This window comes from Shimazuella sp. NTD248 (genome assembly GCF_059510395.1).
Window position 1 is genome coordinate 310,128 of sequence record NZ_JCAJZT010000004.1, and the last position, 22,516, is coordinate 332,643.

Sequence of the window (22,516 nt, forward strand, 5' to 3'; positions counted from 1 at the left end):
TTAAAAGACTTGGGTTTATTTTGAAACTCAAGTCTTTTTGCTTTTATTGATCTACTATCTGTAGCCCTAAACATTTTGGGACTCGGGTCTTAGTGGAATTCCCATCCTATGCTTGATTTTTTTATATTTATTTCCTCCTATAATCGAAATATCAAATAAGCAAAAGAGAGGAAATAAAAAATGAAATCAAAAATAACTTCCGCTAAATCGATGCTCCGTCTTATGGCCATAACATTAACTCTGATATGTTTGTCTATGTTGACAAATGTTTTATATGTTCATGCAGCACCGATCAAAGATTATGCAGAAAAAGAGATAACGTTTCAAAGCCAAAATACTACCATGCACGGTACCATTTTGATGCCGAACGGAAAAGGAGAACATCCGGGCATTGTACTGGTTCATGGTTCAGGCCAAAAAGAAAGAGAGAAGTTAAGACAGGATGCAGAAGTATTTGTGAAAGCAGGCTTTGCAACTTTGGTCTATGATAAACGAGACAAATATAAAAACCGTACATTAGAAATATTATCAGAAGATGCTTTAGCAGCAGTGCATACGCTTCAATCTCAATCAGGTGTGGATAAACAAAAAGTTGGTATTTGGGGATTTAGCGAAGGTGCATGGGTTGCCCCGATGGCTGCTGCTAAATCAAAAGATATTTCGTTCGTAGTTTTGTTAGGAACACCAGTGGTTACTCCAATTCAACAACAAACGTACAATATCCAAAATCGCTTTGTGCAAAATGGGGTTACATCGCAAAATATTATTGATTCATTAGTAATAAAAGGATCGAGATTTGTATTCACTTCTGGTATGTTTCCAGAAGCAGATCATAATGCAGAGTATTATTTAAAACAAGTGAAGCAGCCAATTCTTGCAGTCTGGGGAAGTAAAGACCGTCTTACACCAGCTGTAGAAGGATCAGAAAAGCTGAAAAAAATCTGGGATCAAAATGGCAATAAGTATGGTTCAATTCTATATATTGCAAATGCAGACCATGCTGCTCATCAAACAGATAAAACGGGATTTGAAAGGTATGCTGCTTTTGCAGCAGGTTATGACGAGGGTGTAACAAGTTGGCTGGATCAAGTAGTAAAAGGAAAACCCCCAGTATCTAAAGTAATGGGACAAACTCCTACACAAGATGTAGAGGTGTATCACAATCTCATTCAAGACGTGAAGGGGTATGATTCACTAGGTGTGGAGATTGCAATACTTAGTATCTTGTTGCTCGGGTACCTTGTTGCCATCGTAAACTCTATGTTTAATCGAAGAGAAAAGAAAGCATCCCCGATTAAAGGATATGCAGGTTGGATCATCACCTCAGGTATTCTCGCAACTCTTAGTTTTGCAACTTACTTTATTATGATTTGGTCCAAAGGGGCTAAAATTTTAGGCCCAATCATGTGGGACCGCCCGCTCATCTGGATGATTATCCAAGTGTTTGCATGTCTTACAACCTTGCTTTCCATCATCTTGGCTCTCCGCGGATTTAGTAAAAAAGCCCTGAGACCTGATATTTCGCTATAGTTTATTAGTTGGTTTAGGTTTACTCTTTAGCATTTGGGCTTACTACTGGGGATTATTTCTACCTTTCTAATATGGAGTGACATCAAAAACGGGAGGCGGCCGGCTCCAAATATTCAAGCATATTATTCTGATCATCTTAAAATAATTGAAGTTAAATTTGTAGTGTTTTACAATAGATATACCGTAAAGAAACACCATTCATCTGATGGTGTGAAGAGAGAGCGGTTGGAGAAATTCATGGCACTCAAACGAGGTGTCTGGACCAAGTCCAGTGAGTCCGGAGGGAACGGAGGAAACTGCGTAGAGGTCAAGGTGGCAGACTCTGACCAAGGCGCTTCTCGTTTCGAAATCCGTGACAGTAAGCGTCCCAAGGGACCGACTGTGGCAGCTTCTCCCGAAGTTTGGAGTGCATTCATCCAGACCTTCAAGCCCTGATCCTGCTTGATCTAGCGAGCAGGTAAAGGAAAAGCCCCTAGATGGTGAATGATCATCGTCTAGGGGCACAGTTATGTTTCCGCTATTATTTTTTCTTCTCGTATTCCCTCCATGACTTTACCTTGTCCAGATGTCCAATTGATAAAGGCTTGTTTATAGTTATCTGTTTTATCGACAGGAGCCCAGATCGACCATGTTATTTTATCGCTGTAAGCTGGAGTATCTAAAATAAGAGCAGCTTGATGAAGTTCGTGTTCTATTTTTCCTAAGAAAGAATAGTCAAAGTTGAGGATGAGTTGTTGATACCATGATCTAAGGGCGGTGCCTGCGGCTTCAATAGCAGCAGTAGCACCTTGGCTATAGGCACGAACTAGACCGCCTGTACCTAATTTTATCCCGCCATAGTAACGAGTTACTACAATTGCAGTATGTGTCAATCCCTTGTTATGAATAACTTCTAGAATTGGCCGGCCGGCCGTTCCTGCTGGTTCGCCATCGTCGGAAGATTTTTGCGTTTGATCTGTGATGATATAGGCAAAACAATTGTGAGTAGCATCCCAATATTTTTTGCGTATTGTGGTTAAAAATTGATTCGCTTCCTCTTCTGTCTCTACCCTTAGTGCCTGACAAATAAATCGGGATTTTTGAATGGTTATTTCCGTTTTTCCAAATTCACCTATCGTCTTGCCCATAGCTTGACCCCCAAAAAAATAGAACGGCACAAGGCCGCTCTATCTGTAGTTGTTAGTTATTGGTACTGTCTGAGCTATTACTTCCGCTACTGTCTCCACCATCGTTACTATCTGTGCTGGAATCAACTTCCCCGTTGTCTGTTGTGGGCAGACCTAGTTCCTCTTTCAATATTTTACTAAGTCGTTTGCGTTCGTCTTCTTTCATGAAGCTATACCATACACCATCTACTTTTTTATCTTCTACTTGTGCTGTCGAAGTTTGAATGCCAGATTTTGGAGTGTTTTTGTAAATGGTAGCTAGACTTAAAAATTCATCTGGATTAATACTATAAGTTAAGTTATTCCCAACTGCATCCGTTATCTTGGTAAAATTGGAGAGAGAGTTAAAACTCACTATTTTATCCAAAATTTTATTGATTACTTCTTGTTGGCGTTTGTTTCGGCCATGATCGCCCAGTGGATCTTTCTTTCTCATTCGCACATAAGGCAGAGCTTCTTCTCCGCTTAGATGCATAGGTCCTTTGTTAAATTGAACGACACGGTCAAATGTACTTATTCTAAAGGTCATTGGGACGTTTACGTCAACACCGCCAACTGCATTGACGATATCTATGAATCCTTTAAAGTTAATTTTCACGTAGTAATCGATTGGCACACCATACAATAAAGTTTCTACCGTTTCACGAGTATTTTGGATTGGGTTAACGCCTTTTTGTTTACCCCAAAAGGCAGCAGCGTTTATTTTTGTTTTAAAGCCATCTGTATGGGCTATAGTCGCATAGGTATCTCTTGGTATACTTACCAATTTAATCGTTTTCTTCTGAGGATTTATTGCTGCAACCATCAGTACATCTGTGCGAAAAGATTCTTCTTCCGCTTTTGTATCATATTGGTCCGTTCCGATAAACAATACAGTAAAGGGGTCTTTATTTATATCAACTTCTTGTGTTCGGAATTTAGATTTTTGTTGGTCGGTATCATGTCCCTTAGTCAGAGCGCCCCAGATGGTGCCGACAAAGTAAATTCCTACGATTAAAATGGCCACTAAAGAGAACAGAGAAATCCGTAGAACCCATTTTTTTCGTTTTTTATGATTAACCCGTTTTTTACGGCTTTGGTCCACGCGTTCCATCATCGGTCCATTTCCTTCCTAATAAAAAATAATAATTTCACACTATAAAACATACTACAATGTAATGATAGTTTATTTCAAGGATATAGGGAAAAAAACACAATGTTGACTACTTTTTTTTATTTTCCCATTCGTTTTGTTTGTTTTGATATAAATATCTTTTTTATTCGTTATTGTTTTTCTGTATCTGATACGTTAATCTATGGTTATTGTGCCGAAAAGGACGGAAAATAACTTTTCTGGATAAGTGAAGGGGGATACCAATCAAATGAGTCGTACTCTATTTACATCTGAATCTGTTACAGCTGGACACCCAGATAAAATCTGTGACCAAATTTCAGATGCCATTTTAGATGCTATTCTATCAAAAGATCCAAATGCCCGTGTAGCTTGTGAAACATCTGTTACCACTGGTTTGGTTCTAGTCGCAGGAGAAATTAGTACCAATTGTTATGTTGATATTCCAAAATTAGTTCGTTCTACTATCAAGGAAATAGGGTACGATCGAGCAAAGTATGGTTTTGATGCAGAAACATGTGCTGTATTGACTTCCATCGATGAACAGTCTGCCGACATTGCTCAAGGTGTTGACGAGGCATATGAGAAAAAAGAAGGTACCATGAGTGAAGAACAAATCGAAGCAATTGGTGCTGGTGACCAAGGTCTCATGTTCGGTTTTGCGGTGAACGAAACACCTGAACTTATGCCATTACCTATTTCATTGGCTCACCAACTTGCGCGCCGGCTGCATGAAGTTCGTGTAGATGGAACGCTAAGCTATCTTCGCCCGGATGGTAAAATCCAAGTAACTGTCGAATACGATGGCAACAAGCCTGTACGAATCGAAACGATTGTCTGCTCTACCCAACATGCTGAAAACATCACCATTGGGCAGATTAAAGAAGATATCCATCGTCATGTTATAACTCCTATCGTACCAAAAGATATGCTGGATGATCAAACCAAGTATTTTATCAACCCAACTGGCCGCTTTGTAATCGGAGGCCCACTTGGAGATGCTGGTCTAACTGGACGTAAAATTATTGTCGATACGTATGGTGGATATGCTCGCCATGGTGGAGGAGCATTCTCTGGAAAAGACCCAACAAAAGTTGATCGTTCTGCTGCATATGCTGCTCGATATGTTGCTAAAAATATCGTCGCCGCCGGTCTCGCTGAAAAGTGTGAAGTCCAGCTCGCTTATGCGATTGGTGTTGCGCGACCTGTATCTGTCCGAGTGGATACATTTGGAACAGGGACTATTTCGGAAGATCGTCTTGTCGAATTAGTAGAAAAACATTTCGATCTTCGTCCAGCTGGAATTATCCGTTCTTTGGACTTGCGTCGCCCTATCTACAGACAAACAGCTGCATATGGGCATTTTGGCCGTACTGACATCGAGCTCCCGTGGGAGAAAACAGATAAAGCAGATATTCTTCGCGCAGAAGCGTAAGTAGAGAATGAGAAAAACATCTTTCTAATAAAAGGAAGATGTTTTTTTAAGCCCATCTTTTCATGTTCTGTATGTGATTTTTTGATAAAATAATTGGCAAGTGGGCTATGCAAGAGAAAGGAAAAAGAATGCTTACCCTGCTTTCTGATCCTATTTCGCCTGGGTTTGTTTATCAATCTGCTGTTTACCGTAATTCGGACGGTCGAGAATATCCATGCAGGGTTGGTTATTACCAAGTAGAGAGAGACGAAAACCGCATTGAACTCCATGGATTTCGATTGGAGTACAAGCCCCTTCGTACAATGAGGGAGTTGCTGGGAGATGCGGTGAAAAGTAATCAAGATAATGAGGTGGGGCAGGATAAGGTTCTAGAAAAGAACCTTGCTTTTATTCGTTGTGGTGACCTGTTCCTCTTTGCTCTCAAGTTGGTAATTGAGAAAGATGAGGCATCAGACCTCCTAATCGAGGGAGACTGGGAACTCAAGAGACTAATTCGAACGGAGCATGGTGATACGCTCAAGCTCTGCGAAATGGGGGAGAAACACTACAGCTGTTCATTTTCCGAAATGTTCCAGCTGTAGCGGCAAAGGCAGTGATGACGGGGTCATCGCTGCCTGCTACATTCAGACGTTTTATTTACCGCAGGAAAGTGGTAAAATGAAAATAGTATTACATTTTCGAAAGAACCATTAAACGATTTGTTAAAAGACAGCATATACTGCGAGTAAACTCTTACCTAAAAGTAACCGGATAACATACTGAAATTAAGGAGGATGGGCGTATGGGTTACTGGTACCTGCTGATTGGGGCAGTTCTCGTCGTCGCTTTCGTGTTCCTGTACAAAAGGTTGCTCACATTTGGCAAGGGGTTATATCACCATAGAGCATCTCATCTTGTGATTATTACGAACAATAGTCAACAGTCTATTGAATGGCTAATTCGTTCTTATCACATAGCAAATCATCTTAGAGCTGATGGCTTGAAAAAAGGGCGAATTACCTGTTTGGATATGGGATCATCAGATGACACTATTTCCATTATCGAACGGCTGAAACAGAAGTATGACCATCTAGATGTATTTTCACATAAACTCTCTACTGAAGAAGAACTGACACAGTGGCTGAAAGAGGAGCAACAAAAAGAGAAAGTGGTTGTACTTGATTTGCGTGATATTGATGAAGACAAAGAAACTGCATAACACGAGCAAAAGCGAAAAAAATCAGTCACCGCAGGTGGCTGATTTTTTTTGTGGGAGGTGCTTTAGTGGAATCTATATCTGTTTATAACAACCTTGCGGGAAGATGTTTGACATGGAGGGACATGAGACAAATTTTGGATGATAATGAGATAAGCGATTTGCAGCATCTACTTCAAGTTTGGGAAGAAATAGGCACGTTGAAAAAAGAATTTGCGATCAAGCCTTCCAATTGGTCTATTTTCCGAAAATGCAACCGGTGTGGTGCTGGAGCGTCTGACATAGAAGTGAGTGACTGTATGAATTGCGGTAACAAAACATGTTTTTATTGCAAGAGATGCTTGTTTTACGGCAGAGTCAAAAGCTGTACTCCTTTATTTTCTTTTTTTCCAACCACTAAGGGAAAAAAAGATTTTTTGAACAGTGCTACATTGCCACTTACAGAAGTACTGCAACATACCAGTGGTAACCTAAAATCATTATATGAAAAAGCTGCCAAACAAATTCATGCGGTCCTTATTCCAGGAAGCGGTGAACTACTCATCTTATTGGATTTTTTAAACTATCTTCTCGATAAGAAGAAACGAATTTTTTGGTGTCAAGAGAAAAAGAAAATAACAAAAACGATGAATCAATTGACTTTGTTAATGCCGAAGTTGGCTAAGTACATAGAAAGTAAAGATACAACATTGGTTCTAGGGACGAAATGGGATTTGCTGACTTACTATCAGCAGTTTGATCTGATTATTTGGGATGGTCAAGTACCAGAGGCATTTCATGCATGGGAAAGATCGATGGCAAAAGAAGGTCAACAGTTAGTGATTCGTTCCACTCTTCCTAAGTGGAATCGTTATCCTGATATTGTTCATCCTGTTCGCTTGCATCGATACCCTATACCAGTTCCAAAATTTGTCCAGTATCGAAATCTCCGGAAACACATCAAGAGAAATAAGCCTATTCCTCCCTTTCGCTCATTTGTGGAAGAAGTACAAGAGCTAAATGGACAAGCACTGATTCTTGTCCCGACAAAAGAAGAAATAGAAGTGACTTTAAAGTGGATGCAAGCAGTAATGCCTGAAGTTGCAAATAAAACTTGCAGTATTTCGGAGTGGGATGAAGATGCCGAAGAATTAAGAATTTTATTTTCAGAGCAAAAATTTATGAATCTGCTTTTGCCACAGCAATTAATGGAGAGCATGCAAATTGCAAATTTACATCTTTGTTTACTGCATGCTGACCATCCAGCATTTGATCGTAAACGATTAGTAGAATTGGTTCATTTTATTGGATTAAATGCTTATTTCCCCGAATGTGAAGTATTGTTTATCGGAGAAATGAATACGGAAATGATCGTCCAGACAAAAAAAGAACACATTTATTTAAATGAGTTGGCTAAAAAAGAAGGATATTTACAAAAGGAGGCGTAATACCGTATGAGGTGGTGGTCTTCCTTATTTCCGATTCGTCCTAGTTGCTGGTTTTGTGATCAATCCATAGAGCAGTTATTTTTTGCTAGTGCGTGGTCTAAAGTTTGTAAGGAGTGTACAGTAAAGTTATCTCCTATATGTCCACCTATATGTGAGATTTGTTTTCGACCGCTAGATGATGATAGGAATGCGTGTGGTGATTGTCTTCAAATAGCACATCGAGATAGGGTTCAGAATGTGAGTGCTGTATCTTATACGAGTAAGACAAAGAAAGTGTTAGCTCGCTTTAAGTACTTAGGTGATGAAGGCTATGCCAAATATATTGGTACTATCATGTGTGATACAGTGGAGAAACATTACTCTCCTATTCCATTCACCCTGATAACCAGTGTACCTCTTCACCAAAATCGAATAAAAGAACGTGGTTTTAATCAATCCCAGCTTCTTGCAGAACAGATCGGAAAAAGTTTAGGCTTGCCCACTCCAAGCCTATTGGAAAGAATAAAAGCCTCGCCACCTCAGGCTAATCTCGGCAGAAATGCTAGGATTCAGTCATTACGCGATTGCTTTGGGATACCATCTGATAAGATGCAACTAGATTTTACATCCCATACGATTTTGTTGGTGGATGATGTGTACACAACTGGTACTACGCTACGAGAGTGTGCTAAAATTCTCCGCCATGCAGGTGCTCAAACTGTCTATTCTGTTACCTTTGCGAGATAATTTGTAGAAGGAACAGGTATGGAATTGTTATTACTGGGCAAAACCAGTGATAGCGGTTTTACTTTCAACCGTTTGACAGGCGGGGTTAGCTTGGGTTTAAAATAGCGTTAAGCTATTCTCCAAGAATTTCCTAATATATGGGAGACTGTCTGAAATTACCTACTCTAGGGGGAAATAAAGCATGAATAAAACAGAGCTAGTTGAAAAAGTAGCAGAGTCTACAGGAAAAACCAAAAAAGAAGCGGGGCAAGTAGTTGATGCAGTTTTGAGTTCTATTTCTTCCGCTCTTCAAGATGGAGATAAAGTTACTTTGATTGGTTTTGGAAACTTTGAAGTTCGTGAGCGTGCTGCTAGAACTGGACGTAACCCACAAACAGGTGAAGAAATTCAAATCGAAGCTAGCCGAGTTCCTTCTTTCAAACCAGGAAAACAATTGAAAGAATCGGTTAATTCATAGAGGAAAATGGATGGTATCTATTTTGTTATTTACAGAATAGAAACCATCCATTTTTTTAAAATTACACAATCCTTTGCAAAAGAATCAGTATTTTATAAGTTGAGTTATGGGAAAAATAAGAATAGAAAAACCCCTATTTTACTTATTTTTGTGGATATTGTGGATAATATTGTGTTTAAATGTTGTATATAGCTATTCATAATATAGGGAAAAGTTGGTTGCTTGACATTGATTTTTTCCAAATGTTATATTGAAATTACATAAGAATAGTTCTTGTGCTAAGATTTCAGTTTTTAGAAGAAGGGATGTTTTTCCATGCAAGGCAAAGTAAAATGGTTTAACGCTGAAAAAGGCTACGGTTTCATCGAACGTGAAGATGGTGACGATGTATTCGTACACTATTCTGCTATTCAAACTGATGGTTTTAAAACCCTTGAAGAAGGTCAAACGGTAGAATTTGATATTGTTGAAGGTTCCCGTGGGCCACAAGCAGCCAACATTGAAAAAAAATAAGAGTTTAACAAGCTCCCCACGTTAACGTGGGGAGTTTTTGATTTATACAATTTTTCAAGCATTCTCATGTGTTATTATAGTGGCAGTCGTTTTTGAAATAAGGGAGGTTTCTAGTTTATGAAAGTAGTAACAGTTGTTGGTGCACGCCCGCAATTTATCAAAGCTGCTCCTGTATCACGAGCACTACGTGCTGAAGGAGAAGAAATTTTAGTACATACTGGTCAACATTATGATAAATCAATGTCTGATGTATTTTTTGAAGAATTGGAGATACCAGTTCCAGAATATCATTTACATGTAGGTTCTTTATCTCATGGTGCACAAACTGGAGAAATGCTAAAAAAAGTAGAAGAAGTCTTACTTGCAGAGAAACCTGACGCATTACTGGTTTATGGAGATACGAACTCTACTATCGCAGGTGCTCTGGCTGCAGCAAAATTACATATTCCTGTTGCACATGTAGAGGCAGGACTAAGAAGTTTCAACCGTAGAATGCCAGAAGAAGTGAATCGCGTACTGACTGACCACATTTCCAAATGGCTTTTCTGCCCGACGGATACTGCTGTGAAGCATTTAGCAAAAGAAGGGATCACAGAAGGTGTACATATTGTGGGTGATGTGATGTTAGATGCATTTAACTACAACACCCAGTTAGCAGAAGGAAAAGCAAAAATTTTAAGCAGTTTACCTGTACAACCCAAATCATATGCATTGATTACGCTCCATCGTGCAGAGAACACGGATGATCCTGTGAGATTAAAAGCAATTGTAGACGCTATCAATCAGTTGCCGATCCCAGCAATATTACCACTTCACCCTCGTACGGTTGGAAAGCTGAAAGAGAGTGGACTTAGCATTTCCAATGATAATGTTCATGTGATTGAACCGGTTGGGTATTTGGATATGATCCAACTTGAATTCCAAGCGAAATTGATCTTGACCGATTCTGGCGGTGTACAAAAAGAAGCATTTTTTGCACAAGTACCATGTATCACGATGAGAGATGAAACAGAATGGGTTGAAACTGTCTCTTATGGAGCAAATAAATTAGTTGGTGCAAATACAGAACTTATTTTACAAGCTGTTTCTGAGTTTTCCGTAGATTTCTCCCATATTCCAAGAGTATTTGGTGATGGAAAAACAGCAGAAAAATTGGTTGATATCATCAAACGGGGTTTATAACATGAAACGGTTTAAAATTTGGTTGGCCAATCACTATGCTGTACCGCCAAATATCGCCGGTATTACTCGTCATTTTGAGTTAGCAAGAGAATGGGCAAGGGAAGAAGATGCAGAAGTAACATTATTTTTATCTAAGTTTGTTCACCCCCGCAGAACCTTTATCACACCAGAAGAAAAGGCGCAAATCGAGCAAGTGGATGGACTAAAATTAGCATGGCTCTGGTCTTTCCCTCATAAGGTAAATGATTTTCGCCGAATCATCAACATGATCAGTTTTGCCTTTGTTTTCTTTTTTGCTACTCTATTCCGTCGTAAACCAGATGTATTCATTGCTTCTTCGCCACACCTCTTCCTTGCATATGCAGGGTTACTGGTAGCTAAAATCAAGCGGATTCCATTTGTATTTGAAGTGCGCGACTTATGGCCGGATTCCCTTGTGAAGATGGGTGGAGTTCGAGAAGGAACAGTACTTAAAGCGTTGACCTGGATGGAAAATCAACTTTATAAGAAGTCCGATAAAATAATTGTTTTAGCGGAACATCAACGCCAATATATCGCCAATCGTGGAATTCCGATTGATAAGATTGACCTGATTCCCAATGGTGTAGTGGTTGGATCTTGGTATCCTGATGAAACAAAGCGAAAAGAATACCGCGCCAAACTTGGAGTTCCAGAATCAGACTATGTAGCAGTCTATACAGGAGCTCACGGACCAGCAAATGCGCTGGAGTATGTCGTACAAGCAGGGCAGTATTTACCGCAAGAAGGATACTCGATTGTTCTCATTGGAGATGGTCCAGATAAAGAACGTTTACAAAAAAGAGTTGCAGAATTAGGTTTGAAAAATGTTCACTTGAAGGACCCTGTACCAAAGGCAGAGATTTTTGATTATACAAATGCGGCTGACTTTGGAATTATCTCACTTGCAGATAATGAAGTATTTCGTGGAGCACGGCCTAATAAATTATTTGATTATACTTTCTTAGGTAAGCCTATTATTACTACTGTGGACGGTGAAGTCCGACAGATTGTAGAAGAAAACAGAGTTGGTGTTTTTAGTGGAGCAGAAAACCCAAAAGGCTTAGCAGAAGCAATCGTAAAATTGAGTAGTTATTCGGATGAGCAATTGACGGAAATCAAAGAGAATGGTCGTGTCTTTATTGATCGAGAAGGGGATCGTCAAAAATTAGCCAAAAAGTTTTATGGCATTTTGAAAAATTTGGTAGTTAAATAACTTGGAAAAATAGAAGGGCGCCGTTACGAGCCTTTTTTATCGAAATAGTTTTCTTCAGCTTGTAGATGGATGCTGTGATAGACTCAAAACCTAGTCCAAATGGTGACTAGGTTTTTGAGTTTGCCCAAATGTCACCAGTCAGGAAGTGAAAAAAATCCTATTTTTTGTTACACTGATAGATAGTATGTTTACTATTACGGGAAGTAGGAAATGATAGATAGATTGCAGGAGGAAGCGTGATGTTAAAAACGATAAAACGATTGCTTGATCCAAATGAGCGTCAAGTGAAAAAATATTTTCAGATTGCAGAACAAATTGATGCGCTAGAAGAGTCCCTTTCTAGTTTGTCAGATGAAGAACTAAAAGCAAAGACGGGAGAATTTAAAGACCGATTATCCAAAGGGGAAACTTTGGACGACATTCTGCCTGAAGCATTCGCAGTAACTCGTGAAGCTTCTAAACGAGTGCTTGGAATGCGTCATTTCCGTGTGCAATTAGTCGGGGGAATGGTTCTGCACAATGGTGATATTTCTGAAATGCGAACAGGGGAAGGGAAAACTTTAGTATCAACTTTACCTGCATATCTCAATGCTCTGACAGGTAAGGGGGTACATGTTGTTACTGTCAACGACTATCTCGCTCGACGAGATAAAGAGTGGATGGGGCAAATATTTGAGTTTCTTGGGCTGACAGTAGGGTTAAATGTACCTTTTCTTTCACCTGATGAAAAACGCGAAGCATATCAAGCCGATATCACGTATGGCACTAACAATGAGTTTGGATTTGATTATTTAAGAGACAACATGGTTGCGTACCAAGAACAATTAACTCAGCGTGAATTAAACTTTGCGATAGTCGATGAAGTAGATAGTATTTTAATCGACGAAGCTAGAACACCACTTATTATCAGTGGACAAGCAAATAAAGCGACAGATCTTTATTACACTGCCGATCGAGTCGTGAGTCGTTTGAAAGCAGAAGATGATTTCACACTTGATATCAAAACCAAGCAGATCTCTTTGACAGATGAAGGGGTCAAAAAAGTAGAGAATGCTCTAAAAGTAGACAATCTCTATGATATGAAAAATATCACCCTGAACCATCACATTCAACAAGCATTAAAAGCACATGTAACGATGCATCGTGACCAGGATTATGTAGTTGATGCCGAACATGGTGTAGTGATAGTCGATGAGTTTACTGGTCGTTTGATGCATGGGCGTCGTTATAGTGATGGACTGCACCAAGCAATTGAAGCAAAAGAAAATATCGAAGTACAACATGAAAGTATGACACTTGCAACCGTAACACTACAAAACTACTTCCGTCTCTATGATAAGTTGGCTGGAATGACTGGTACAGCTAAGACAGAGGAAGAAGAGTTCCGTCGTATTTACAACATGGATGTAGTCATCGTACCGACTAACAAGCCGACGGTTCGTCAAGATCAGTCTGATGTCCTTTATAAAACAGAACAAGAAAAGTTTTCAGCTGTTATCGAGCAAATAGAGCAAATGTATTCAATTGGGCGACCTGTTCTTGTGGGGACTGTTTCCATTGAAAACTCAGAGAAATTAGCTTTGCTGTTAAAACGCAAAGGGATCAAGCATCAAGTGCTCAACGCGAAAAACCATGCCAAAGAAGCAGAAATTATTGCCGAAGCAGGGCAATACAGTGCTGTTACCATCGCTACCAACATGGCCGGCCGTGGTACTGACATTATGCTTGGAGAAAATGTAGCTGAATTAGGTGGACTTCATGTAATTGGTACAGAGCGACATGAAAGCCGCAGGATAGACAATCAGCTTCGAGGTCGTGCAGGTCGTCAAGGTGATCCAGGTTCTACACAGTTTTATCTGTCTTTTGAGGATGACTTGATGAAGCGATTCATCCCTGATCGGGTTAAAGGCATGATCAGTCGTGTAATGAATGATGGTGAGCCGCTAGAGGGTAATATATTTACAAGATCAATAGCAAATGCGCAAAAACAAGTAGAAAACAATAACTTTGATGCTAGACGTTGGGTCTTGCAGTACGATGATGTTCTCAACCAACAGCGTGAAATTATTTACAAACAGCGTCGTCAAGTACTTACAAGTGAAAATCTCGATGATGTTGTCTTGCCGATGGTGAAATCCTCGATCGAGCGGATTGTCGAAGTTCACACAACTGGCAGCGATGAGGAAGAATGGGAACTAGACGATATTTTGGAATACATTCATGGGAATATATTGCCGGAAGACCGGATCGCAGAAGAAGATGTAGAAGATAAAAATCCTGAAGAGCTAGTTGCTTTTCTTTATGAAGAAGCAAATAAGTATTATGGCGAGCGTAGACAAGAGCTTGGGGACGAGAGGATGAATGAGTTCTCCAAAGTTGTAGTTCTGCGTACTGTTGACCGCAAATGGATGGATCATATTGATGCAATGGACCAGCTTCGACAAGGTATCCATCTGCGTGCATATGGACAGGACAACCCGCTTCGTTCTTATCAATTTGAAGGATTTGCGATGTTTGAAGCGATGGTTCAAGAAATTCAAGAAGAAGTAGTCAAATATGTCATGAAAGCTGTTGTGCAAGAGGAAGAAACACTGACAAGAGAAGAGGTTACTATGAATGTCACCCCTATTTCAGGCGGGGATACAGAAGAAGAAAAACCAAAAGTAGTACCTCTCCGTCGTGCAGATAAAGTTGGCAGAAATGACCCTTGTCCATGCGGAAGCGGCAAAAAATATAAAAACTGTCATTACAAGAAATAAAACAAGGGGCTGACTGAGTTGGATTTACAAGCATTAAAACAAGAGTTTCATACTACAGCGAAACGTTTAGCTGACCTTAGGGGGTCTCTTTGACTTAGAAGAACAGCAGTCCAAGCTGGTGTCTCTTGAGGCTGAGATGGCAGCAGAGACATTTTGGGATGATCAACAGAAAGCACAACAAAAGATTGCCGAATTGCGAGAAGTAAAAGAGATTGTAGATCAAGTGCAGCAATTGACTTCCCAAAACGATGAAATACAAGTGATGATGGAATTGTTACAAGAGGAAGAAGATCCATCTCTCTTAAGTGAATGCGAAGTGAGTTTAAAAACTTTCCAAGGGCAAGTAAATGAATTTGAATTACAGCAGTTATTAAGTGGTCCATATGACCGCAATTCGGCGATCTTGGAGCTGCATCCTGGAGCTGGGGGTACAGAATCTCAGGATTGGGCAGAAATGCTCCTGAGAATGTACACACGCTGGGCGGAGAAAAGTGGTTATAAGATTGAAATGATTGACTATTTACCAGGTGATGAAGCCGGTTTGAAGAGTGTTACTCTGTTGGTCAAAGGAATAAATGCCTATGGGTATTTGAGGACCGAAAAAGGGATTCACCGTTTGGTTCGAATCTCTCCCTTTGATGCATCTGGACGAAGACATACTTCCTTTGCTTCGGTAAACGTGGTTCCTGAATTAGATGATGATGTGGAAATTGAAATCCGCACAGAAGATATAAAGGTAGACACTTACCGCGCTAGTGGTGCAGGTGGACAGCATATTAATACAACGGATTCAGCAGTACGGATCACACATATTCCAACAGGAGTAGTGGTTACCTGTCAATCCGAACGATCTCAGATCAAAAATCGTGACAGAGCAATGAAAGTATTAAAAGCACGGTTGTATGAGAAAAAAGTGGAAGAACAGGAACAAAAACTAAACGAGATAAAAGGGGAACAGACGGAAATCGGTTGGGGTAACCAAATTCGATCCTATGTATTCCATCCTTACAGTTTAGTAAAAGATCATCGTACGACGGTAGAAAATGGAAATGTCCAAGCTGTTATGGACGGTGCTATTCATGGATTTATGGAAGCATTTCTTAAAAAACAAGTTGAAACAAAGCAATAATGTAAAGCGGGCTCTCTATAAGGTTGGAGGGTTCGCTTTTCTGTGATAAAATAGGTACGATTCTTAAAGGGGCGATGCAAATGACAGATTGGAGCTGTATTACCCTCGAGATCGAACAGTCAATTGGAATATTGCGATTATCACGTCCGAAAGTGTTAAATGCACTGAATGTGCAAATGCTAACAGAGATTAGGGACGCTCTGCATCATGTCATGACCCGAAGTGAAATCAAAGCTCTTGTTATCACAGGTACTGGTGAAAAAGCTTTTGCAGCTGGTGCGGATATAACAGAGTTAAGAAGGATCAAAAATGGCCCTGAAGCTGAAAAACAGGCTTTACTTGGGCAGAGTATCTTTGATATGGTGGAGAATATGCCGATCCCTGTTATTATGGCAGTCAATGGATTTGCACTTGGTGGTGGTTGTGAATTGGCGCTTGCTGGTGATATCATACTAGCCGCTGAACATGCTAAATTTGGACAACCAGAGATTAATCTTGGTATTCTTCCAGGATATGGAGGTACCCAGCGTTTAGCACGAGCAATCGGAGAGAAAAACGCTAAGTACTATACTTTTTCCGGTGAAATCTTTGATAGCAGAGAAGCATTTCGACTTGGCCTTGTTCAAAAGATATTTCCTTTCGATCAATTATTACCAGAAGCAAAAACACTTGCAAAAAAATTAGCAAAACTGGCACCAATTGCCCTTCATTATATGAAAAAATCCATTCATAATGGTCTAGAGATGCCCTTGGAAAAAGGACTACAACTGGAAGCTTCTTATTTTGGGCTTACCTTTCAAACTGCGGATCGATCAGAAGGCATGGATGCCTTTCTCGAGAAGCGCAAACCAACTTTTCGGGGAGAATAATATTTCCCGGGGAATGGAGGATACAACATGTTGAATTTAGTAATGAGCCCAATTTTTTGGATTGGTGTTGCCCTTGTGATTGTTGCTATTATTGTATTATCTGCCTTAATAAGTAGTAAGCGTAGTCGAGAAGTAGATGAATTGGGTACATATTTTCCAGATGGTGAAATGGATAATACTACTCGTATTCCGATAGAAAAAGTAAGGCGGTCTACGTTAGCACGTCAACAGCGTAAACAAGCATCTCAACATTTACCGCGTCGTCAACCACGTGAAGATGTACTAGAGTTAGATAAGCAGGAATATGTGGATAAACAGGAAGAACAGGATGACTTTGACTTAGAGTTAGGTGTTTATGAGGAAGAAGAGAATCTAAACCTGCCAGCGGTACAAGATTCATCTACCTCAGAACGCAAATTCAATCGGAAACAATATAAATCAAATATCTTACAATCTCGAAACACAGCACTTACAACTGATGAAAATCTCACTAACAAACGCCCATCATTTGCGAAAAGAACACCATTAAATTCAAACAATAATACTAACACTACAAACACGACGACAAATAATTCTCGTTCTCCCTTACGCAGGCCTTTGACGAACAAAACTGCCTATCCTTCTTTGCGCAAGGATTCAAACAGTACTACCAATAAAGAAGAAGATCCATCCCCTCGTTTTCCTAATCGACGTTCCAAGAGGATGTTTTAAGCCGCCTTTTCAAAAGGTGGTTTTTTTTGAGTCTAAAATAGCGATAATGAAGGTGCACTAGAAAAGAAAAATCAAGAAGGTAAAACAGCATTACAACTAGCAAAGGAAGGATTAATCAATTTAATTCAAAATTCAAATAAGGGATAAAATATCATTAGAATGGTAAAATTTTGAACATCCTTGACAGAGCGCATAATTGTCCAGTATGATGAGGATGAATAGAATAGTACGTGCACCTTTTTAGATAAAGGGGAGTAGCTACTACAACAAAGTCGTCATTACGAGAGCGATCTCCGGCTTTGTTGGCAACTAGGACGTTGTTTGCGAGACCTTTACTTCTAGCTTCTTAAATGCTAGCAAGTAAGGGTTTTTATTATGCCTTGGAAAGGAAGGGGAAAAATGGAAATATTATCACTCGAGTTTCTATCTAAGTTACTCACTATTGTTGTTATTGATTTAGTATTAGCTGGGGATAACGCGATTGTAATTGGTTTGGCTTCCCGAAAGTTGCCACACGAGCAACGGAAAAAAGCAATTTTTTGGGGGACAGCTGGAGCTGTCACGCTGCGAATAATAGCAACCGTATCGATAGTTTGGCTGCTTAAAATACCTGGGCTGTTACTCGTTGGAGGGCTCATTTTAGTATGGATTTCCTATAATCTATTAGTGGATAACGATAATCATGAGGATGTAAAAGCTGGAACAAGTTTTTGGTCCGCACTTCGGACTATTATATTAGCAGATACGATTATGAGCTTAGATAATGTGTTAGCAGTAGGCGGGGCCGCGCATGGAAGTGTCTTATTAGTGGTAATTGGGTTAGTGATAAGTGTTCCATTAGTAGTTTGGGGAAGTACCCTATTTATAAAATTAGTAGATCGATTTCCGATCATTTTATATATTGGTTCAGGAGTGTTAGCTTGGACGGCTGGAGGAATGATTGCCGAAGAGCCTATCATTCATGATTTTATAAAAGATTTTCCTTGGATTGAGTACGCAGTAAATATAGTATTAATAGTATTAGTGCTGCTTGCTGGATATATCCGTAAGCAGAAGAAAGAGAATAATATAACTCATACAATGGGAGGAAATGGATGAAGAGTAAATTAGTTGTTTCTTTATTTGCATCTAGCATGCTTTTGATGACTGGGTGTGATGATAATGATCTGGATAATTATACCCTCTGTTATGATAACGATAATGATCAATATTGCGATGATTCCTATGATCGAGTAGACTCAAGTTCCTATGTAGTGATAAATGGTAAGCGGGAGGCATATGTCGTTTATGATAGTTACGACTCATCCAGCAGCGGTGGGTGATTATCATCATCATCGAGAGCGAATCTATGGACCGATAAGAGATACTTTTTCGTGGGATATTTGGAACGGTCAAGAATATGCCTTAGCGTCATTTGCTGCAATTGATCAAACTTGGAAAAAAAATATAGAGCTCGCTACGGAGTTATTAGGAAATATTTTTGTTCGAGTTGCGGAAGTAGTAAGATTTGGATCAGAAGAATTATGGAGAGAACTCGGTTATCCTCCAGAAACGTGGAGAGCAATCTCACTGTCTACTGATTATAAGGCGATTACTACGATTGGAAGATTTGATTTCGCTTACACACCAGAGGGTTTAAAGATGTTGGAGTTTAATAGCGATACACCCACGAGTATCGTTGAGGCGTTTTATGCCAATGAAGAAGTTTGTCGTTATTATCAAGTAGAAAATATAAATAATGGTGCAGCAGATGATATTAAAAAGGCGTTTACGGACATAGTTGATTACTATCGACAAAAAGGTCATGCCACAAAAAATATTGTTTTTTGCTGTGATTCGGCCGATGGTGAGGATCAAGGAACCACCAAGTATTTATTAGAGCAGTCTGGGCTATCTGGTATTTACTCCCCGATTTTACATTTAGCATATGACCCGAATACGGAACGTCTCGTAACAAAATTGGAAAACGGGGAATATCGACAAGTAGACGTCCTCTACCGATTGCATGCATTGGAAATGATGGCGAAAGACCGCACTACCAAAGGCTTTCCAATCGGATCAAAGCTTTTAGAATTGGTGGCTAAAAAGAGGTTGACCATGATCAATCCTCCATCAGGATTTATCGCACAGACAAAAGCGATGCAAGCACTTATCTGGAATTTATATGAATCAAATATTTTTTTCTCAGCCGAAGAGAGGGAAGTAATATCCACGTACTGCCTTCCTACTTACTTGGAAAATCAGTTTCATGGGAAAGTCCCATATGTGAAAAAGCCTTTCTTTGGTCGAGAAGGCGGTGCAGTTTCTCTCTTTGATGCAGATGGAACATTAGAGACAGCAGATATAGAAAAATATTACTGGGATCAACCTATGGTCTACCAAGCAAAAGTGGAATTGCCGACCATAACGGTGGCAACGTCCAATGGTTTATATACAGGTAACTTATTGTTAGGTTCATTTTTAGTGGGGGGTAAACCTTCAGCGGTAATTGGCCGTGTAGATAAAGGGATCACGCATGATATGTCTTATTTTTTACCTTTGGCTTTAAAATGAAAAACGCGACTTCTTCGTGAGGTCACGTTTTTATTTGGATTTTAAGTAGTTTTCTAATTTTACAAAGTGATAACCTTTCTGCAGCAAACGCGGTATCGCTTTTTGGATTCCTTCTGCGGTATCTCCTTCCGGTTGATTCATATGCAAAATAATAATCGAACCAGCTTTTGCTCGAAGCATCGAATGTTCTACTTGTTTGGTAGTAAATGTTGCCCCTGCGTCTCCGATAATATCAAAATTTACTGGGGTTTCATTTAAGTCTTTCACAATATGGACAGCGATATCATCATAAAAGGCGGTTCCAGAACGAAAAAATTTTGGAGATTTTCCAGTTAGTTTTTTTATTTTTTGTGCATTGCTGGTAATTTCATCGTAAACATTTGCAACACTTTTGGTTCCCTGTATCCCATAGACGCTCCGTCCTGTAACGGATAATGGACGATGTTCGGTTCCATGGTTTTCGATTTCAAATAAGGGGTTATGAGCAAGCTCCATAAACGTATCAGGATTGGCATCAATCCATCTGGAATTGATAAACAAAGTTGCGGGAATTTGGTGTTTGTTTAAATATTGAATAATTGCTTTATCATAACCACTTCCATGTTTTCCTCCACAAGCGTCAAAAGTGAGCGCGATTACTTTATCCTTCGTCGGCAGTTTTCGTACCACTCCTGGAATATCTTCTCCCCACTTCTTTGGTTTTCGATTTTGATACAGTTTTAATTCTTGTGTTTTGGAAGGAATCGTTGTTTCTTTTTTCACAGTAGTGTGCTGTTTAACTGGCGTCTGTTGGACGGCTTGCAGCTCTGATTTGGAGACGATCGAACAAGCTGTCAATAGACATAAGGTAGAAAAGACAATGATATAGTTTTTCATTCTTTAAAAAACCATCCTTTTCGTTTGAACCATGTGTACATAACTAGAGTAATAATAAGCATAATACCGAGTATCATAAAGTAGCCATAATGCCATTTTAACTCTGGCATGTATTCAAAATTCATGCCATATACACCAACGATGAATGTGAGCGGCATAAAGATGGTCGTGAACAAAGTCAATGTCATCATGATGATGTTCATTCGATTGGAGTTGATGGAGATATGATTATCGCGAATATCGGATGCCATTTCTCTGCTTGAATCAATCATCGCGCTCAATTTGCTCAGATAGTCATAGACATCCATATAGTAACGTCTTTCTTCCTCACTGCCAGAGAGGTGATCCGATTGCGTGATTCGAAAGATGAGATCACGCAGCGGGTGGACAGCATGGCGCAAGCGCAATAATTTTCGACGGATGTGAAATACTTCATCCATCTGCTTCTGCATTCTCCCTGCTCTTTCCCGGCGCATCCCAATCTGTGTCAATCGATCTTCCAATTTTTCCGACACAGGAAAGAAAGAATCTGTTATTTTGTCGATGATTTTATAACAGATATATCGGCTGCCAAGCGATTGGGCATTGGAGTCGCCCAGCATTCGTTTCCATACGACGTCAATTTCAGGCTGGGGATTATAGTGAAAAGTGACGACATATTGACGATGCTGGAAGATATCAATTTCTTTTGGCCTTATGTTATCTTTATCAATCGCATTGATCACGAAAAAATGATAATCATCATAATCATCGAGCTTCGTACGTTGTTGCAGATGGAGACAATCGAGTATTGCTAATTCATGAAATCCGAGCTTGTACAGTTCATTGGCTTCTTCTGGTGTCGGTTCATTGAAATCGATCCAATACCATGCTAACTCATTACGCTTTTGTTCAATATCTTCAAGCTTTAAATCTTCTAAAACTTCCCCTGATTTGCTATAGGCCAGTATACGAATCATCTTTCCATACTCCTTTTCATAGCATACCTTCCATTTTAGACTGAAAAAAATCACAGGACAACTATACGAAAAATTAATAGTAAGCGGTTTCTATTAAAAGTACTTAAATATCTGTTTAACAGTAGGATAAGAAATGCTAGCAAGACTTATACACGTGTCGCAGTATCCGTAAGATGAGGGAGACAAGAAGCAAAACACAGAGAAAGAGACAGATATGCTTCTTCGCCAACAAGGTGTACTCCTCGACTTCGTGCTCTCCCTGCTTGTGGCATGTGTGCTCGGGCTCCAACAGATCGGAGTCGAGCAAGTCTGGAAGAACATGTCCCATCACATCATGGAACATTCCAAACACGAGCAGAACGAGCAGCATGATCCCCATACGATGGAGGAGCGTCGGAGCCGGAGGAAATGGAAAGTGAGTCTCGCTTAAATTTCCCCCTCCTCGAACTTGAAAGGACAGAAAACATAATATAAACGAAAGAAACATCAGTCGGCCCTTTGTGGAAAGGAAACACACGGGTACCAACTTCAAGCGAGTTGTCGCGGCAGACCTCCTCACCGGTCTGGCCCTTACGGCCACGGGATGCAGACAGGAGAAGAACGTGAAGACAACAGCCTCTGTTGCCAGCGGCATACGCTGAGACTGATCAAGGCGGGCAGCAGCACTTCTTTGACTTCGGTTAG

Annotated in this window: 23 protein-coding genes; 18 read left to right on the plus strand and 5 right to left on the minus strand. The window is 39.9% G+C overall.

What is annotated here, in order from left to right; translation table 11 throughout:
* Positions 1-180: 180 nt before the first annotated feature.
* The gene (locus tag AC5WOE_RS11240; protein WP_496052617.1) at positions 181-1,530 is read left to right on the plus strand and encodes an alpha/beta hydrolase family protein; all 1,350 of its coding nucleotides are present in this window, start codon (positions 181-183) and stop codon (positions 1,528-1,530) included.
* A 237-nt stretch (positions 1,531-1,767) separates the two neighbouring features.
* Entirely contained in the window at positions 1,768-1,965 is a 198-nt protein-coding gene (locus AC5WOE_RS11245; RefSeq protein WP_496050283.1) for a DUF397 domain-containing protein, read from the plus strand.
* A gap of 71 nt (positions 1,966-2,036) precedes the next feature.
* On the opposite strand, the gene AC5WOE_RS11250 is transcribed toward AC5WOE_RS11245, so the two are convergent.
* On the minus strand, positions 2,037-2,657 hold the full coding sequence (locus AC5WOE_RS11250) for a YigZ family protein (protein ID WP_496050284.1): 621 nt from the start codon (positions 2,655-2,657) through the stop codon (positions 2,037-2,039).
* A gap of 52 nt (positions 2,658-2,709) precedes the next feature.
* Positions 2,710-3,792 (minus strand): LCP family protein, encoded by a 1,083-nt coding sequence (locus tag AC5WOE_RS11255; RefSeq protein WP_496050285.1) that lies wholly within the window; start codon positions 3,790-3,792, stop codon positions 2,710-2,712.
* Between the two features lie 265 nt (positions 3,793-4,057).
* Between AC5WOE_RS11255 and metK the strand changes: the two genes are divergently transcribed.
* From metK to AC5WOE_RS11335, 16 genes are all read left to right on the plus strand, one after another.
* Complete coding sequence (metK, locus tag AC5WOE_RS11260) at positions 4,058-5,242, plus strand: methionine adenosyltransferase (RefSeq protein WP_496050286.1); 1,185 nt, start codon at positions 4,058-4,060, stop codon at positions 5,240-5,242.
* 107 nt (positions 5,243-5,349) lie between these two features.
* Entirely contained in the window at positions 5,350-5,823 is a 474-nt protein-coding gene (locus tag AC5WOE_RS11265) for a hypothetical protein (RefSeq protein WP_496050287.1), read from the plus strand.
* A 200-nt stretch (positions 5,824-6,023) separates the two neighbouring features.
* Entirely contained in the window at positions 6,024-6,440 is a 417-nt protein-coding gene (locus tag AC5WOE_RS11270; protein WP_496050288.1) for a hypothetical protein, read from the plus strand.
* 65 nt (positions 6,441-6,505) lie between these two features.
* Positions 6,506-7,864 carry a hypothetical protein gene (locus AC5WOE_RS11275; RefSeq protein ID WP_496052618.1) on the plus strand — a complete coding sequence of 453 codons (1,359 nt, stop codon included), beginning with the start codon at positions 6,506-6,508 and terminating at the stop codon, positions 7,862-7,864.
* A gap of 6 nt (positions 7,865-7,870) precedes the next feature.
* On the plus strand, positions 7,871-8,590 hold the full coding sequence (locus AC5WOE_RS11280; RefSeq protein WP_496050290.1) for a ComFC family protein: 720 nt from the start codon (positions 7,871-7,873) through the stop codon (positions 8,588-8,590).
* A gap of 181 nt (positions 8,591-8,771) precedes the next feature.
* Positions 8,772-9,047: an HU family DNA-binding protein gene (locus AC5WOE_RS11285; RefSeq protein ID WP_496050291.1), complete on the plus strand. Its 276-nt coding sequence runs from the start codon at positions 8,772-8,774 to the stop codon at positions 9,045-9,047.
* Between the two features lie 315 nt (positions 9,048-9,362).
* Positions 9,363-9,560 (plus strand): cold shock domain-containing protein, encoded by a 198-nt coding sequence (locus AC5WOE_RS11290; RefSeq protein ID WP_496050292.1) that lies wholly within the window; start codon positions 9,363-9,365, stop codon positions 9,558-9,560.
* Positions 9,561-9,677: 117 nt separating this feature from the next.
* Positions 9,678-10,742 carry a non-hydrolyzing UDP-N-acetylglucosamine 2-epimerase gene (wecB, locus tag AC5WOE_RS11295; RefSeq protein WP_496052619.1) on the plus strand — a complete coding sequence of 355 codons (1,065 nt, stop codon included), beginning with the start codon at positions 9,678-9,680 and terminating at the stop codon, positions 10,740-10,742.
* Position 10,743: 1 nt separating this feature from the next.
* Positions 10,744-11,976 carry a glycosyltransferase family 4 protein gene (locus tag AC5WOE_RS11300; protein WP_496052620.1) on the plus strand — a complete coding sequence of 411 codons (1,233 nt, stop codon included), beginning with the start codon at positions 10,744-10,746 and terminating at the stop codon, positions 11,974-11,976.
* Positions 11,977-12,215: 239 nt separating this feature from the next.
* Positions 12,216-14,735 carry a preprotein translocase subunit SecA gene (gene secA / locus AC5WOE_RS11305; RefSeq protein ID WP_496052621.1) on the plus strand — a complete coding sequence of 840 codons (2,520 nt, stop codon included), beginning with the start codon at positions 12,216-12,218 and terminating at the stop codon, positions 14,733-14,735.
* An 18-nt stretch (positions 14,736-14,753) separates the two neighbouring features.
* Positions 14,754-15,864 (plus strand): peptide chain release factor 2 gene (gene prfB, locus AC5WOE_RS11310; protein WP_496050296.1). Its coding sequence is split into 2 segments (ribosomal slippage): positions 14,754-14,825 and positions 14,827-15,864, totalling 1,110 coding nucleotides; the frame shifts between segments, so codons are not numbered across the junction.
* A gap of 80 nt (positions 15,865-15,944) precedes the next feature.
* Positions 15,945-16,733, plus strand: a complete 789-nt coding sequence (locus AC5WOE_RS11315) for an enoyl-CoA hydratase/isomerase family protein (RefSeq protein ID WP_496050297.1) — start codon at positions 15,945-15,947, stop codon at positions 16,731-16,733.
* Positions 16,734-16,760: 27 nt separating this feature from the next.
* A complete protein-coding gene (locus AC5WOE_RS11320) occupies positions 16,761-17,444 on the plus strand; it encodes a hypothetical protein (protein ID WP_496050298.1) in 684 nt (227 codons plus the stop codon).
* Positions 17,445-17,843: 399 nt separating this feature from the next.
* Positions 17,844-18,542, plus strand: a complete 699-nt coding sequence (locus AC5WOE_RS11325) for a TerC family protein (protein ID WP_496050299.1) — start codon at positions 17,844-17,846, stop codon at positions 18,540-18,542.
* Entirely contained in the window at positions 18,539-18,766 is a 228-nt protein-coding gene (locus AC5WOE_RS11330) for a hypothetical protein (RefSeq protein WP_496050300.1), read from the plus strand. Before AC5WOE_RS11325 ends, AC5WOE_RS11330 begins: the two co-directional genes overlap by 4 nt.
* The gene (locus tag AC5WOE_RS11335; protein WP_496050301.1) at positions 18,732-19,997 is read left to right on the plus strand and encodes a glutathionylspermidine synthase family protein; all 1,266 of its coding nucleotides are present in this window, start codon (positions 18,732-18,734) and stop codon (positions 19,995-19,997) included. Before AC5WOE_RS11330 ends, AC5WOE_RS11335 begins: the two co-directional genes overlap by 35 nt.
* Positions 19,998-20,027: 30 nt before the next feature.
* Here the strand turns inward: AC5WOE_RS11335 and AC5WOE_RS11340 are convergent, their stop codons facing one another.
* From AC5WOE_RS11340 to AC5WOE_RS11350, 3 genes are all read right to left on the minus strand, one after another.
* Positions 20,028-20,873 (minus strand): polysaccharide deacetylase family protein, encoded by an 846-nt coding sequence (locus tag AC5WOE_RS11340; protein WP_496050302.1) that lies wholly within the window; start codon positions 20,871-20,873, stop codon positions 20,028-20,030.
* Complete coding sequence (gene corA, locus AC5WOE_RS11345; RefSeq protein ID WP_496050303.1) at positions 20,870-21,832, minus strand: magnesium/cobalt transporter CorA; 963 nt, start codon at positions 21,830-21,832, stop codon at positions 20,870-20,872. Before corA ends, AC5WOE_RS11340 begins: the two co-directional genes overlap by 4 nt.
* 146 nt (positions 21,833-21,978) lie before the next feature.
* Positions 21,979-22,104: a hypothetical protein gene (locus AC5WOE_RS11350; protein WP_496052622.1), complete on the minus strand. Its 126-nt coding sequence runs from the start codon at positions 22,102-22,104 to the stop codon at positions 21,979-21,981.
* Between the last annotated feature and the right edge of the window lie 412 nt (positions 22,105-22,516).

What these genes read in the sequence shown, in the direction of transcription:
- AC5WOE_RS11300 (WP_496052620.1), top strand. Translation starts at nt 10,744, where the DNA reads ATGAAACGGTTTAAAATTTGGTTGGCCAATCACTATGCTGTACCGCCA.
- AC5WOE_RS11320 (WP_496050298.1), top strand. Translation starts at nt 16,761, where the DNA reads ATGTTGAATTTAGTAATGAGCCCAATTTTTTGGATTGGTGTTGCCCTT.
- AC5WOE_RS11250 (WP_496050284.1), bottom strand. Translation starts at nt 2,657, where the DNA reads ATGGGCAAGACGATAGGTGAATTTGGAAAAACGGAAATAACCATTCAA.
- AC5WOE_RS11290 (WP_496050292.1), top strand. Translation starts at nt 9,363, where the DNA reads ATGCAAGGCAAAGTAAAATGGTTTAACGCTGAAAAAGGCTACGGTTTC.
- AC5WOE_RS11325 (WP_496050299.1), top strand. Translation starts at nt 17,844, where the DNA reads ATGGAAATATTATCACTCGAGTTTCTATCTAAGTTACTCACTATTGTT.
- AC5WOE_RS11245 (WP_496050283.1), top strand. Translation starts at nt 1,768, where the DNA reads ATGGCACTCAAACGAGGTGTCTGGACCAAGTCCAGTGAGTCCGGAGGG.
- AC5WOE_RS11240 (WP_496052617.1), top strand. Translation starts at nt 181, where the DNA reads ATGAAATCAAAAATAACTTCCGCTAAATCGATGCTCCGTCTTATGGCC.
- AC5WOE_RS11280 (WP_496050290.1), top strand. Translation starts at nt 7,871, where the DNA reads ATGAGGTGGTGGTCTTCCTTATTTCCGATTCGTCCTAGTTGCTGGTTT.
- AC5WOE_RS11255 (WP_496050285.1), bottom strand. Translation starts at nt 3,792, where the DNA reads ATGATGGAACGCGTGGACCAAAGCCGTAAAAAACGGGTTAATCATAAA.
- AC5WOE_RS11265 (WP_496050287.1), top strand. Translation starts at nt 5,350, where the DNA reads ATGCAAGAGAAAGGAAAAAGAATGCTTACCCTGCTTTCTGATCCTATT.
- AC5WOE_RS11350 (WP_496052622.1), bottom strand. Translation starts at nt 22,104, where the DNA reads ATGCCACAAGCAGGGAGAGCACGAAGTCGAGGAGTACACCTTGTTGGC.
- AC5WOE_RS11270 (WP_496050288.1), top strand. Translation starts at nt 6,024, where the DNA reads ATGGGTTACTGGTACCTGCTGATTGGGGCAGTTCTCGTCGTCGCTTTC.
- AC5WOE_RS11315 (WP_496050297.1), top strand. Translation starts at nt 15,945, where the DNA reads ATGACAGATTGGAGCTGTATTACCCTCGAGATCGAACAGTCAATTGGA.
- metK (WP_496050286.1), top strand. Translation starts at nt 4,058, where the DNA reads ATGAGTCGTACTCTATTTACATCTGAATCTGTTACAGCTGGACACCCA.
- AC5WOE_RS11335 (WP_496050301.1), top strand. Translation starts at nt 18,732, where the DNA reads ATGATAGTTACGACTCATCCAGCAGCGGTGGGTGATTATCATCATCAT.
- AC5WOE_RS11340 (WP_496050302.1), bottom strand. Translation starts at nt 20,873, where the DNA reads ATGAAAAACTATATCATTGTCTTTTCTACCTTATGTCTATTGACAGCT.
- AC5WOE_RS11330 (WP_496050300.1), top strand. Translation starts at nt 18,539, where the DNA reads ATGAAGAGTAAATTAGTTGTTTCTTTATTTGCATCTAGCATGCTTTTG.
- wecB (WP_496052619.1), top strand. Translation starts at nt 9,678, where the DNA reads ATGAAAGTAGTAACAGTTGTTGGTGCACGCCCGCAATTTATCAAAGCT.
- AC5WOE_RS11285 (WP_496050291.1), top strand. Translation starts at nt 8,772, where the DNA reads ATGAATAAAACAGAGCTAGTTGAAAAAGTAGCAGAGTCTACAGGAAAA.
- secA (WP_496052621.1), top strand. Translation starts at nt 12,216, where the DNA reads ATGTTAAAAACGATAAAACGATTGCTTGATCCAAATGAGCGTCAAGTG.
- corA (WP_496050303.1), bottom strand. Translation starts at nt 21,832, where the DNA reads ATGATTCGTATACTGGCCTATAGCAAATCAGGGGAAGTTTTAGAAGAT.